Source organism: Psychromonas sp. (assembly GCF_047632995.1).
Classification (GTDB): domain Bacteria; phylum Pseudomonadota; class Gammaproteobacteria; order Enterobacterales; family Psychromonadaceae; genus Psychromonas.
The window spans coordinates 1-14,739 of sequence record NZ_JBLIEK010000093.1 but is presented as its reverse complement, the minus strand read 5'-3'; the positions used below and the strand labels follow the sequence as shown (position 1 = coordinate 14,739).

The 14,739-nt window shown below is 39.5% G+C and carries 9 protein-coding genes and 1 tRNA gene; 6 read left to right on the top strand and 4 right to left on the bottom strand.

Annotation, left to right across the window (positions count from 1 at the left end; genetic code table 11):
* Positions 1-901, top strand: a 901-nt coding sequence (locus tag ACJAT7_RS14065; protein ID WP_415227432.1) for a 5-methylcytosine restriction system specificity protein McrC, incomplete at its 5' end; no start/stop codon positions are given.
* Between the two features lie 104 nt (positions 902-1,005).
* On the opposite strand, the gene ACJAT7_RS14060 is transcribed toward ACJAT7_RS14065, so the two are convergent.
* The 4 genes from ACJAT7_RS14060 to ACJAT7_RS14045 form a co-directional block, all read right to left on the bottom strand.
* Positions 1,006-2,247, bottom strand: coding sequence for an integrase domain-containing protein (locus tag ACJAT7_RS14060; RefSeq protein WP_415227431.1), 1,242 nt, complete (start codon positions 2,245-2,247; stop codon positions 1,006-1,008).
* Positions 2,248-2,419: 172 nt separating this feature from the next.
* Positions 2,420-2,495: transfer RNA gene (locus ACJAT7_RS14055), tRNA-Val, on the bottom strand.
* A gap of 159 nt (positions 2,496-2,654) precedes the next feature.
* Positions 2,655-3,089: a hypothetical protein gene (locus ACJAT7_RS14050; RefSeq protein WP_415227430.1), complete on the bottom strand. Its 435-nt coding sequence runs from the start codon at positions 3,087-3,089 to the stop codon at positions 2,655-2,657.
* A gap of 226 nt (positions 3,090-3,315) precedes the next feature.
* Positions 3,316-4,083: an EAL domain-containing protein gene (locus ACJAT7_RS14045; protein ID WP_415227429.1), complete on the bottom strand. Its 768-nt coding sequence runs from the start codon at positions 4,081-4,083 to the stop codon at positions 3,316-3,318.
* Between the two features lie 352 nt (positions 4,084-4,435).
* Between ACJAT7_RS14045 and ACJAT7_RS14040 the strand changes: the two genes are divergently transcribed.
* From ACJAT7_RS14040 to ACJAT7_RS14020, 5 genes are all read left to right on the top strand, one after another.
* Positions 4,436-6,346: a DNA topoisomerase III gene (locus tag ACJAT7_RS14040; RefSeq protein ID WP_415227428.1), complete on the top strand. Its 1,911-nt coding sequence runs from the start codon at positions 4,436-4,438 to the stop codon at positions 6,344-6,346.
* Between the two features lie 411 nt (positions 6,347-6,757).
* Positions 6,758-10,744, top strand: a complete 3,987-nt coding sequence (locus tag ACJAT7_RS14035) for a TOMM system kinase/cyclase fusion protein (RefSeq protein ID WP_415227427.1) — start codon at positions 6,758-6,760, stop codon at positions 10,742-10,744.
* Between the two features lie 9 nt (positions 10,745-10,753).
* Entirely contained in the window at positions 10,754-11,977 is a 1,224-nt protein-coding gene (locus ACJAT7_RS14030) for a hypothetical protein (RefSeq protein WP_415227426.1), read from the top strand.
* A 164-nt stretch (positions 11,978-12,141) separates the two neighbouring features.
* The gene (locus ACJAT7_RS14025; protein ID WP_415227425.1) at positions 12,142-14,355 is read left to right on the top strand and encodes a TOMM precursor leader peptide-binding protein; all 2,214 of its coding nucleotides are present in this window, start codon (positions 12,142-12,144) and stop codon (positions 14,353-14,355) included.
* Between the two features lie 91 nt (positions 14,356-14,446).
* Positions 14,447-14,739: hypothetical protein (locus ACJAT7_RS14020; protein ID WP_415227424.1), on the top strand; the 293-nt coding region annotated here is incomplete at its 3' end.

Sequence of the window (14,739 nt, the reverse complement as noted above, 5' to 3'; positions counted from 1 at the left end):
ACCAAAGGTTTATCAAAATACTTCAGAACATAGTCATAAGGTTAGGGGGAAAATTGATCTTAATGCTTACCTAAGAAAGAGCATTCCTTTTTCTGGAAAGCTAACCTCAACACTTCGTGAGCAAGCTTATGTGCAGGAGATCGTTGATGTATTGTTTCTTGCTTGCACTATATTGGAAAGAAATTTTGGTAAAGAGGTACATCGAAAGGTCTTGGGTACATTACAACTGTTGAAGCAACACTATTCAGGAAATTATCCAAGCCATAAAGTAATAGAAGAAACGAAGAGTCATGTCTCTTTACAGAACCCAGTATTTTCTGGGTTTAAGAGAGTCATTGAGTATGCTCAAATAATTATTAAAGATCGGGACTTGCTCTCTTCGAATATAAATAAAAGTCTAAAAACACAGGGGTATCTATTTGATATCTCCCAGCTGTTTGAAGTTTACCTTCAAAAAATGCTGAGCCGATATTTTGTGGATTGGTATGTGACAGGGCAGGAAGAGTTAACAGTATATTCGAACCAATTTTATCGCCGTAAAATGTTTCCTGACTTGGTGTTAAAACATAAAGAAACTGGCAAGGTTATCGTATTCGATGCCAAGTTTAAAACCATGAACTTTACAAAGAAGGATTTAGATCGAGAAGATTTTTATCAAATCCATTCTTATATTCAATATTACTCACCTAACCTTATTTTTGGTGGGTTGATTTACCCATTATCCAAAGAGCACGATGGTAATTTATCTTACGCTAAGAGCTTATTTGAAAATGAGGCTAACGATGCTGGTTTTATTGTTGATGGTATTTATGTAAATGAAAATATGCCTGAGCAAAAAATCATTGGAAGCGAGCAGCGATTTTTGGCGCGACTTGAGCAGTTCATAATAAATTGCGGATAAGGCCTGAACTAGCACTTATGCGCGTGGGTTAATTGATCATAACCCACTCAATAAACTTAATGTTGCCATTGACCTTTAATGATAGTTGTTATCGTCTGCGGCGGTTAATTAGCAATTTTTAGGGCTTTTAAGCCAGTAATAGAGTTGGATCCTTTAGATGCCTCTTCAATATGATCACTCCACCAGCTCATCACTACTTTACGGCGTTCAAGGTAATCAGTGCGATTGTAAGCGCTTCTTACTTTATCTTTGTCTACATGTGACAGGGCGGCTTCAATAACGTCTACATCGAAGCTTTGCTCGTTTAATGTTGTACTTGCTAGTGCACGTAAGCCATGTGATGTTTGACGCCCTTTAAAGCCCATTCGTTGTAATGCTTTGTTTGCTGTTTCTTTATTAATGTGTTTTTTATTGGTTTTGTCAGCAGGGAAAATATATTCACTGTCACCTGTGATTGCATCAATTGTCTCTAACAGTGCAAGTGTTTGTGCTGTTAGAGGAACTGTATGCGGCCTGCCTTTTTTCATGCGATCGGCTGGAATGTTCCAAAGCTGTTTATCTCTATCAATTTCATCCCAACGTGCACCTGCTGTTTCAGACGGGCGGGTCATGGTGTGAAGCTGCCATTCAATCAAGCAGCGAGTGATAAGCTTTATACTCGCGTAGTTAAGGGCTGTTAATAGCTCTGGCAGCTCTTCTGGTTTTAACGAAGCTTGATTGGTTACTTGAGCGGTTGCAAATGCTTTACCGATACCAGCAAGTTTGTTGTGCTCGATAATTCCGGTGTTAACTGCAAAGGTCATTATCTCATTAATGTTACGACAAAGCCTGCCAACAGTTTCCAGTTTTCCTTGGTTGGCAACTGGTTGGAGGATTTTGATAGCTTGTGGTGCTGAGATTTCACTCAGAGGATATTTTCCAAGGTGAGTTAACAAATATTTATCTAATCGTTGCTTGAGTTTACTAGCTGTTAAATCTTTAATACTGGTTTTTTTAACGGCAAACCAATCATCAAACACAGCTTGCAACGTATTGCTGAGTTCTGCTTGTTTAGCGATTAAGGCCACATCACGATGTTCTTTGGGATCGATACCTTCAGCTAGCAATTCTCTTGCTTCAATTGCTTTAGTTCTAGCTTTTGCTAATGAAAGATCGGGGTATTTACCAAGGCTAAGGTTTGCCCGTTTACGAGTGATTGGGCGGTAATAGTTAAATAACCATAGTTTAGAACCAGTTGGTTTTATACGAAGCGCTAAACCATCACCATCGAGTAAGCTATATTCTTTTACTTTTGGTTTCGCTTTCTGAATTTGGGTTGCTGTAAGTGGGGTTGTTTTAATCGCCATGGTAACATCGCCTTAGTAACATTTTGCTAGTGTTACCATCAGTGTTACCTAAAACCGTAGATTCTGCAAGACGGTTATAGACGCCATAGGACTATAAAAAATGAATAAGCGTTGATCTTAGAGCGTTTGTTTGGGGTTTGTGGACTTCTGGAGACGTTCTGAAACAAGATTTTGGTGCTCGCTACTGGACTCGAACCAGTGACCCACGCCATGTCATGGCGGTACTCTACCAACTGAGCTAAGCGAGCATTTAGTTGGTTGCTATGTAAGCGAGGTGATTTTGCGTGATCGCTATGAAACTGTCAACTATTCTTTTAAGGTTCTGGTTTGTTTGATGTTTTTTTGTGCGTTTCAAAACAAAAAAGGATATCTAAAGCACATTGAATGTTGTTTTTTTAATACGCTGCTTAAATCTCATCATCATCTACGCTCTCGCTCTTTTCTTTTTCTTTGTTGCTTTCCAGAAGCTTATCAATTGATTCGCTGCTTTTTTCCCACACTTCGCTGCTTTTTTCTTTAACGTTACCCCAAATCTCTTTCGAGTTTTCTTTAGTCGAATCCCACGTTTTTTTTACTTTTTCTTGGCTGCTGCCCCATAATTCAGCCGTCGTTTCTTTACTGGCATCCCAAACATCTTCACCTGCTTTTTTGCTTTGCAGCCATGCCTGCTTGGTTGAGTCTTTGGCTTCGGCCCATTCCTTTTTCGAGGCTTGTTCTGGTGAGGTCGCTTCTTGACGTTGTTTTTCCTGTGGCTGGGATTGCGCCTCTTTATTTGCCGTGTCGCATGCCGAAATTGCGAGCAATAATGTGGCTGTTAATAAAACGCTGATCTGTGTTTTCATTTGATACGCTCCAAGATAAAAAGCGAAGTTGAAGGATAGACAACGTATCTATCCGCCATTTATTAATCCAAGATATGTATTATTATAGATCCAAACAACGTGAATATGCTGACACAGCATATTCATATTGTTTGGGGCTACTGCCAACAGAAGGAGCTACGGAGCAACATCTGAGCAGTAGAGTGGCAAGGTGATGATTCAGTTGAGTTTTGATAAATAATGAGGATTAAACCGCTATTTTTATATTTTTTAATCTCCTTATATCATCAACAAAAACATTGTCATTGAAGAATTCGGCTTCGGCGTGGGAAAACAGGTAACCTTGAACAAAGTCTGCGCCAGAGCTTACTGCAATATCAAATTGCTCCGGTGTTTCTACCCCTTCAAAAATCAGCTCGGTTCCTCGTTTTTTGGCGAAACTGGCAATAACTTGAATAAAATCCAGTGCATAACTGCTTATTAAGGAATGCTGGAATAGATTCATATCTAACTTGATGATATCTGGCTCTATTGCGATTAAACGATCAATTTGTGAAAATCCGCTACCAAAATCATCAATTGCTACCTTCATGCCCATCTCTCGATATGAGTGCACAAAATGTTGGATCATCTCTTTGTTGCCGTCATATTCGGTTAATTCGATAACAATACGACGCGGATCTATACCACAGTCTCGGAGCATACTTAACGTGGGGACTTCATGCATTTTCTGTTTTGAGTTCCGGGCATGTCTGTTAAACCAAGACGGGGAAATATTAATGGTCAGCTGCGCATTGCCTTTATAATCCCTGTATTTTTGAAAGGCTTTATTTCTGACCTGATTATCTAAATTTATGATTTTATCCATTGATAAATTCGGGGACGAAAAAATGGCGCCTGCTGAAACAAAATCGCCAGAGATGGTTTGTTTTCTGGCCAGTACTTCGTTATAGGCTATCAGTCCACTTTCCACGTTAATGATCGGCTGAAAGAATGGCGCTAATTCAATCTTCATCTATTTTCCTTTTAGTTTTTGGATTTATTCGCTTTATTAATTACTTGGTGCTCTGAATAACAGCTTAATAAGCAATATGCATATCATTAGCAAGAACCGGGCCTGTTTGTAAGTAGCTGAAACAAGGGGTTTTATTTTTAAATTTGGCCGGTTTTACTATGGGAGTTCATCATAATGGTGCGCATCAACAGACTGACGTTCTTTTTTAGTGCGTAACTAATTGCAGATGATTGCCAACAAACAGGTGTTAGTTGCTGATTTACAAGCGTTTAGCTAGAAACTTTAAAAGTAAGCGCTTGAAATAATAAACACAATACACTACTGTGTATAAAAACAGTCGGAGTGGTGTCTAATGAAACTTTATATTGCTGAAAAACCAAGCCTTGCCCGTGCCATTGCTGATGCATTGCCGAAACCGCACCGTAAAGCGGATGGCTGTATTCATGTTGGTAATGGTGATGTGGTTAGTTGGTGTATTGGTCATCTGTTAACTCAGGTTGATCCTGAGGCTTATGATCCGCAATATAAGAAGTGGAAATTTGACCATCTGCCGATTATTCCTGATAAATGGAAATTAAAATCAACGCCGCGCACCAGTAAGCAACTGAGTATATTAAAAAAACTGATAAAACAGGCAGATTCTCTAGTGCATGTTGGGGATCCGGACAGAGAAGGGCAGTTACTGGTGGATGAGGTGATCCATTTTAGTGGCGTGAAAGGAGATAAGTTAAAAAATACGCAGCGTTGCCTGGTCAGTGATTTAACTGTCAATGCGGTAAAACGTTCACTGCAGCAGTTACGCTCGAATCAAGAGTTTGTTGCGTTATCCACCTCTGCGCTGGCGAGAACGCGTGCTGATTGGTTGTATGGCCTGAATTTAACCCGCGTTTATACACTGCAGGCACAAAAATCGGGTTATAAAGGTGTTATCTCGGTTGGACGGGTGCAAACGCCGTTATTAGGGCTAGTGGCAAGGCGCGATCAACAGATTGAGCAGTTTGTCAGTAAACCTTTTTATGAAGTTGAGGCGTCGCTGCAAACACAAAACGGTGCAGTTGAGTCATTTATTGCAAAATGGAAACCCAGCGCCGCGTGTGCAAAATATCAAGACGAAGAGGGGCGTGTCGTCGTTAAAGCGCTGGCAGAAAATGTCGCGGCGAGGATCACCAATCAACCCGCTCTGGTGAAACGTTTTGTTGCTAAAGATAAAAAACAGATTTCGCCTTTGCCTTATAATTTATCATCGCTGCAAATTGATGCGGCCAAACGTTATAGTTATACAGCCCAGCAGGTATTAGATATTTGTCAGGTTTTGTATGAACGGTATAAGTTGATAACTTATCCACGCTCTGATTCTCGTTATTTACCAAAAAATCATCATGCACAAGTAAAATCGGTCACGCAGGCGATTGCGAAGAATGAATCATCACTACAACAAGCTGTGGATAACGCAGATTTGTCGATTAAAGGGCGCGCCTGGAATGATAAAAAAGTCGATGCCCATCATGCGATTATTCCCACCGATATTCATAAATCATTAAGCAGTTTAGATAGCGCATCGCAGAATATTTACGGATTGATTGCCAGACAATATTTGTGTCAATTTTATCCTGATTATTGTTATGCGGAATGTGTGGCTGAAATTGAGATAAACGGTGGATTATTTATCAGTAAAGCGAAGGCCAAGCTCAGTGATGGTTGGAAAATATTATTTGATAAACAGGAAAAAGACACGTTTCTTCCCAAGTTGCAGACAGGGCAAACACTGTTTTGCAGTAAAGGGGAGGTTAACGAAAAAAACACCCAGCCGCCTGCCTATTTTACCGATGCAACCTTGCTCGCTGCGATGAGCAATATCGCCCGTTATGTTAAAGATGCGCAACTGAAAACCATCCTTAAGGAAACCGACGGGCTGGGCACTGAAGCCACCCGAGCGGGTATTATTGAGCTGTTGTTTAAACGCCAGTTCCTGCAGCGTAAAGGTAAGCTTATCACGGCAACTGATACGGGCAGAAAGCTGATTGAAAGTTTACCTGAGATGTTGACACTGCCGGATATGACTGCGCAGTGGGAGATGCAGCTTAATGCTATCAGTGAAAAAGAGCAAAGTTATCAGGGGTTTGTTTTGCCGCTGCAAAATCAGCTCAAAGCTATTATTGAGAAGGCGATAGCAGATGGGCCGCAAGCGTTAACAAATTTACCTGCAAGCGTGAATCTGTTTAAGAAAAAACAGACAAAAAGACGATCTTACGTTAAAAAATAGCGCTAACTTTTTTGACCATCATAGAAATCGTATTAAGCAACTACGGAACTACCTATGGCTTACAATGACGGATTTCAGCGCACAGTAATTAACTTTGTAGTGTTCTGTAAAAGCTCTCCTTCTTGTGTGCCGTCTCCTGTCTTTTCTTCAATCTATCTATTCTTACATACCATGTCAGATACATCCTCGACATTGACCGCTCATTATTTTTGTTTATATGGTTGGTTTGTTTATGATAAAAGATGTAAAAATAATAATATCAAGTTGCTGTGATAATAATAAAAAATGCGATATGAGCATTAACTTAAATAGATTTGTGAGTTATGAAACGTTGATAATAGCAGTGGTCTAACGTAGTATTTTTGAAATATATGAGGCCCTCGCCAACATAACAATAAAAAGTATATAACTATGAAACCATTATTTTGCGATGTACTTGCCAAGCAGTTTAATTCGCCTGCGTATCAATTACAGGAAAAAATAGGTGAAGGCGGTTTTGGCTATGTTTATCGTGCTACACAGATTAGTACAGGGCAGAGTGTCGCTATTAAGTTTTTATCCATTAGTCCTGAATTTGATGATGCAAAAAAGGCCCGTTATATTGAACGCTTTGAGCGTGAAACCATACTGGGTAGCCGTTTACAACACCCCAATATTGTTCGTTTATTAGATAAAGGCAGTTGTGAGGATCTGCTTTATGCGGTGTTTGAATATGTTGATGGTAAAACCTTAAAACAGACATTGGCGGAATCGGGATCGTTAGCTCCTATTGCTGCTGCGGAGGTGATGACGCAAGTCTTAGATGCATTAGCCCATGCCCATCAGCAAGGTGTTATCCATCGAGATATTAAGCCTGCTAATATTATGCTTATCAAACAGGGCACTAGAACGCATGCTAAGGTATTAGATTTTGGTATTGGCACCTTGGTGAGTGAAGCCCGTCTGCAAGATTATAAAAGTATTACTCTGACCCAAGAAACCTTAGGCACGCCTTCTTATAGCGCGCCGGAACAGCTTAGAGGCGAGCCGCCCACATTAACAACCGATCTTTATGTTTGGGGGCTGGTTTTTATTGAATGTCTAACCGGGCAACCGGCAATGTCGGGCGGCAGTCTGGCCTCGGTGTTCCATAAACAACTCAGTCAATCGAATGTACCTCTGCCTGCGGCTATAGTAGGCCATCCTATTTCAGCCTTGTTACGGCGCGTACTGCACAAAAAATCCCATGAGCGCAGTGTTAATGCGCAAGCATTATATGACGAGCTAGTGCAGATTAACTTTTCCAATCTTGTTGGCGATATGAGATCTACAACAAAGGTAAAAATACGCCACGATATCACCCTGTCAAATGCCGGTATTGATGAAACTATTATTAGTAATAAAGCGGCGTACTACACGGAATTAATCGAGCGTAAACAGATAACAGCGCTCTGTATTAACTTATCAGTGCATGCTGTTGCAGATGAAATTATTGACCACGAAGTCGTAGATACGCTACACAGGGATCAGAAAAATCAGTGCTTGGATATGGTAATTCGCTATGGCGCACATCATGTCGGCACCCTTGGCGATACCATGTTATTCTATTTTGGTTATCCGGTCGCCAGCGATAATGATAGTCGGCTGTGCGCCCGCAGCGCACTGGATATTATCAGCAGTTTATATAAACGTAATGCGCTACTTAAAAACAGCCAAGGGATAGAACTGGATGTTCGCATCGGGATCCATACTGGTTTAATGACCTGTTATGCAGATGCAACACCGCAGGGCAATACCGCAAATATCGCTATGCAACTTGCACGTTTGGCATGCAAGGATAAGATACTTTGTTCCGATATCAGTCAAAAAAAATTACAAACATATATAGAATTTGAACCTGCGCAGAGCTGTGTACTGGGTGTGAATAAAACCACAAGTGCACTGTTTAATTTGACGGCGGAGCGACATGTAGAAGCTTTTGGTTTCTTGCGCAGCACACAAAGTAATTATGCCTTTATCGGGCGCGAACAGGAACTTAAGCAGCTAACTGCACTGCTCAATAACAGAGAGTCAGAGGGCGAGTCGATAAGTAAACTGGCCCATGTTTATGGTGAGGCGGGAATCGGCAAGTCTCGTTTGCTGTTTGAACTTAGAAACAGTGCACCGCTGATGCTTCATCATGTGGCGCAGTGCCTGCCGGAACATCAAAATAACGCTCTATATCCCATTTTAAATGTCATTAAATACAAATATTCGCTAGATGCATTGTCTCCAGCGGCTGCGCTGCAGAAACTTCGCGATGAGATTGTGACGTTAGCTCAAGTAGAAGAGCAGGATGCTATTCCCGTGCTCTGCTCCTGGCTAGGGTTACCGCTTCCACAAGATATGCCCACTCTGGCACTCAGTCCTGATAAACAAAAGCAGGTTTTATTTTCAACCTTAATTACGCTTCTGGTTTGTCAAGATACATTGATGGCGCAGCAAGCCAATCTGTTTATATTTGAAGATATGCACTGGGCTGACCCAACCAGTATTGAGTTTATCGCCTGTCTGAGCTCGGATAAACGTTTTACTGCCTCAAAGCATCTCTTTATCAGCACCTCACGCAAGCCATTACCCGAGTCGCTGCACGAATCTGGATTTGAGTTGCTTGAGTTAGTTAAGTTGACCAATAAAAACACCCGCGAGTTTGTGCGTCTGTTGTTTGATAAAGAGAACGTCTCCGCCAATTTACTTGATATTGTGGTCAGTCGCAGTGATGGTATTCCGCTGTTTATTGAAGAGCTGGTTAATATGCTTAAACAGAAGGGGTTAGTGCACAAGTTAAACGGCCTGTTCGACTTCACCAGCCCGGATAAACAGGACGAAGTGCCGAGCAGTTTACGTGACTCCCTGCAGCAAAAACTCGATACACTTGTCCATGCTAAAGAAACCGTTCAGTTGGCTGCCACTATCGGCCGAGAATTTGATTATGATCTACTGGTGGCCGCTTCCAGACACAATGAAGCACAGGTGCAAAACGATCTGAATGAGCTGATCGATGCAGGGCTGATTTATCAACTGCGCAAAGTTTCTGGTGACAGCTATCTCTTTAAGCATGCATTGGTAAGGGATGCGGCTTATGAGGGAATAAGTACCCAAGCGCTTAAACATTCACATCTTCAAATTGCTGATTCATTGGAGAAATTTTTCCCTGAAATTACAGAGAAAGAGCCGGCAATTGTAGCGCAACATTTTGCATCGGCAGAAAACTTTTTGGACGCAGTTAATTATGGTATTCGTGCTGCCAAACAATCTTTGCAGGGAGCTGCATTTTCTGAAACAGTATCTCAAGCTAAGCAGGTGGAATTATGGAATACAAATCTAGGTGAAGAGGAGCAGATTGACACTAAACTTGAATTGAATAAGATTCTAACAACTGTGAGTATGCATACTGATGGTTGGGCATCTGATCAGATTAAAGAGTATACAAGGCAATCCATTGAGTTATTAAATTCGAAGCGGGGCTATGAGAAAAAAGAGCTTATTAAATACTTGTGGTGGAAGATTATGCAGAGTCTTGTTGCAGGAGAGCGCGCTCTTTTAGCTGAAGTTGTACAAGAAATTGAGGAATTATTAGACATAGCAAGTGCATCTGATAAGTCTGCAATTTTAAGTATTATTGGGTATTACTATTACACAGAAGGAAATTGTCAAAAGGGAAGGGAATTTCTTGAATTAGCAGTTAATTATCAATTAGAGGTAGATCAAGACAGCGAACATTTTAAGATTTATGGTTGGCATAGTTCTGTTTTTGCTTTAGCCAGTTTAGCTCGAGTCTGCTGGGATATGGGGGATACTGATTTGGCTCTCAAGTATGTGGAAAAAGCGGTTAACAGAGCGAGAGATGCCGATGATATTGGCACTTTGGGTATAACATTAATGTATGCAAGTATTGTCCATCAATACAACAACGATAAAGCTTCATGTCTAAATACTTCAGAAGAGTTATTAACCCTGTCAAAAGAACATGATCTTCCCGTCTTTGACGCTTATGGCCGCTTAACATTTTCATGGGCTACTGATGACGATAGCAAACAACAGCAGTCATTGGAGTTGCTGAAAAATTATGGTTCTAGGCATGCAGTGGCTTATTTTTCTTCATTAATAGCTGATATCTATATATCATCTGGTGCAATTAAAAAAGCCATTGAACGTTTTGATGAATGCATCGATTTATGTCAAACCATAGGCGAACACTATTACGAAGCGCAGCTGTATCATCGCAGAGCCCTATGCCGTGTTAATTATTTACCAGACCAAAGAGAATTAGCAAAAAAAGATTTTCAACAAGCTCTAATGCAAGCTGAAAAAGTAGGTGCTTCTTATGTGGTTGAAAAAGTAAAGCACGATCTATCGACTATTTTCAATGATAATTAAGGAAAAAACATGACTAGAGATAGAATCGAATCAGAAGTACCAAGTTCAGTTGCAGACAGAATGATCAATTTAAGGCTGCTACATTTACGAGAATGTGCAGAAATTTGGTCTGAAAGTGAAAGTATCGAAGACTTTATTAATGTATGTAATGAGAAAAAAATAGATTTTCGCTGGCAGGATCCATTAGATGAAACATTGTTTGCTTTAAAGTTTAAAGACAAAAGTTGGGTAAAATATTTAAAAGCTTTTGGTCCCAGAATAGCAGAAGCTCCAGTAAAAGAGGGGAATCCATATTTATTCTGGTACGAAGGTATTCCTCCGTTTTATAATCCTTCAACTAGCTCAATGATGTTACAACCCTTTATTAATAACCGCATTATTATTAAGGTGCCTAAAAAGCAAAGGGTGAAATATATAGAGAATGATCTAATCGTAGAAAGTAAAGAGTATTTAACTGGATTTCAGCAGGCTATTGCTCTTACTAGTTTTGCTGCTGATGACCCTGCTGTATTCTCTGCCAAGCAGAAATCCAATCAAAATCTCACCTATAAATCGGGTACAGAGACTATGTGTACTCTGGATTTATGTGAAAAAGAATACAACATTAATACAGGCCTCTTTGTTGCCGATTCTGGTAGATATAGCGTTTATTTTTCTTCTGCTTATAAAGAATATCGGAAATTATTCGATCTACCGCCTATTGTTCCGCGTGATCCTACGCAATTAATCGCTGAGATACTTGCGCCAGAACAACCGAAAAAATCATTTAATTTAGATAATGATAGTTCTGGTTTATATTTTTCAATCAGTGCTGGTATTCGGAATTTACTAACAACAATGTGGACAGAAGATTCTATTTGGGATTTAGTTATTACTTCAAAAGAATTCTTTGATCAACATAAACCGGGTCAAACAGTTAAATTAATTAATGAACTGCTTGATACGACCTATCCACTGCATTTTGATTTAGTGCTCATGGAAGATGAACATGCTCATTATATCCTTGATAAAAACACAGGAAAAGGATCTTGGAAGTGGATATATGATGATGAATTTGTGAGCAAATTTCAGGAGGGTAGTGATATTAAGGCTGGAGTACCATATTCAATTTCAAAACTCCCCTTACAAATTATTGAGTATACAATACCTACACCGCCTCAAAATGAAGGCATGGCTCCGATAGCATTAATGAATTACGATGTGGATGATTATGGAATGCCTTTCACTTGTTGATTCTGTAATTTGATCATGTTTCTGTAGCCCTGCTCTAGGGCTCCAGAAATTCAATAGCACTACGTTTATTTATATTTTAATAGTTTGTATATTGGCGAACTAAATCAACATCTCTTATTAATAACAAATATAAAAATCCAAAACTTTCAAATAGGTGACAGTAATTGATTATTTTTGAACAATATTATGAATGGCATCCCAAATACTCAATTAGCTCTCTTTATAATAATTACGTTCGTGTATTAGCCGATTTTAATCATAACATTTTGAATATTTCATCTCTCGTATCTTTAAATGAAGTACTGATTCATTCTAAAACATTGGATGAATTAAGTGGGACATTTCCGATAAATGTTATTTTACAGCTGCATCAACAGCTACAAACATTATTAAACGCCGGATATATTCGTGTACGAGATAATAGTGCCAATGCGGTTATTTATCAGATCCCCGATTTTTCCCAAAAAGCATTACAAATAGTCAATAATGATCAATCACATGAAATAACAGTACTGTCTCAATGTGCTTTTTTAGATCCTCTTTTTAACCAATTTAGCCAACTTGATATCACTAACAAATGTCATTTAGTGGTAGTTGATGATTATCTTGATCCTCGCTTAGAAGTAATTAACCAAAATTATCAAGACAGTAAAGAAGATTGGCTTTTAATTAAAGTGACTGGTGAGCAAGCTTTTATAGGACCACTCTTTAGTGCGGTAAATGATACGGCTTGTTGGCAATGTTTAAATCATCGTATGCGTATTAATAATGGACTGCGATGGATAGAATATAATCATGACTTAGCTTCTTTGACGGAACAGATGCCACAAGAGACCCGTGATATGTTAATCAAGGCAGTTCCAATAAAGTATGATCCTAAACTGATTGATAAACATATCACTCTGTTAACAGCCAAATTACAACAACTGCTAACAGACAGACTTATAAATTGTTTTTTTGAAATAAATACTGAGCGTGCTCATCAAGATAGTCACCCTGTGATAAAACGCCCACAATGCCCATGTTGTGGCGATGAAAATTTATATAAACAGCAAAGCCGACGGCCAATCAATCTTCAACCTGCTAAAAAAATATTTAATATAGATGGCGGCGTTCGCTGTGTTACTCCAGAAGTGACATCTACTCTGCTTAAAACTGTGATAAGTCCCATTAGCGGATTATTGACTCACTTCAATACGGTATCTAAAACAGGTGAAAACCTAAACTTGATTTATCGCAGTGGATTTTTTCAAGTTCCCCGTTTAATCAACTCGTTTACTCATAAATTATCCAATGCTACTTTTTTATACACCAGCATGGGCAAAGGTATTGCTGCGGAGCAGTCACAGGCCAGTGCATTAAGTGAAGGTATAGAACGTCTTGCATCGCAATATCAAGGCGATGAAGTTGTCTTTTTCTCAACACCTGCCAAGAATAATCCTGATTATATATTGCCGCAGCAGTTGAGCCCTTTTACGGACAGACAATACGAAAATTTTAAAACAGAGCAAAATGCAGAATATCAGTTGTATGCAGCAGAAAAATACAATGCAAATACGCCTTTGCATTGGACTCCTGTCTGGTCATTAACAGGTAATAAACAATGTTTTGTTCCTTTGAGTTATTGTTACGCACATACCCCATTTAACGATCATAAATTCAGTCGTTTTTATCATAATGGGGGAGCTGCTGGAAATACGTTAGAAGAAGCCATTTTACAAGGATTTTTAGAGGTTGTAGAGAGAGATGCTATTGCTATTTGGTGGTATAACAAATTGCAAAGGCCGAGTGTTGATTATGCAAATATGAGTGATCAACTGCTCAGTCAGTTAGAACATACGTTAGGTGACGATTGGCAATATTGGGCAATCGATTTAACCACTGATTTTAATATCCCGACGATCGCTGCCATCAGTCAGCATAAATCAGAAGATAAAATTTGTTTCGGTTTTGGCTGTCATTTAAATCCGCTTATCGCTTGTCAGCGCGCATTCACGGAACTGTGCCAAATTACTGAAATAAGAAACAACAATACAGCGCCGTTTGATTTTGACCTAATTAAGCAAGACAACTACCTAGCTGCAAGCAACAAACCCGCCATAAAACTCAACGAGTATGATGTAGAAATTCATGACGATATATTGGATGATATTGATTTATGTATTGAAAGGGCGTCTCATTTAGGGCTTGAAACCTTAGTTTTGGACTATACCCGCCCTGATATGATACTTAATACGGCTAAGGTGATTATTCCAGGTACTTGCCATCTATTCCCCTATTTTGCAGCCGATCGGCTTTATAATGTACCTGTAAAAATGGGCTGGCTTGAAAAGGCGAATATTGAGTCAGAGCTAAATCAGCAGGCGTTGTTGATTTAGTTAATTAAATCAATTTTACTTTGTAGTAACTGTATATTTTATATGGCTACGTCGCTAATAAAATAGCGGTTTTCGCTTTTCAGGAGCATTTGTGAAAAAAGTATTAAGCTGGCACCCAAAATTTAATGTATATCACCTGAAAAATAGCGATCTTTTACTGATTAGTGAGTCCGACAGCTTTTCGCTTGCCGATAACCGGTTCCCGCTCTTTAATCAGTTTGATGGACTGCAAACAACGGATCAGATTTTACAAAAAGCACAGTTGTCAGCTCAGGAGGGCGCGCGGTTTTTATACCAGTTAGCTGATTTTAAAAAACAGCAGTTGTTGGTGGATAAAAGTGATGATGAGTTAGGTGACTATATTAACCATTACGCAAGTCACAG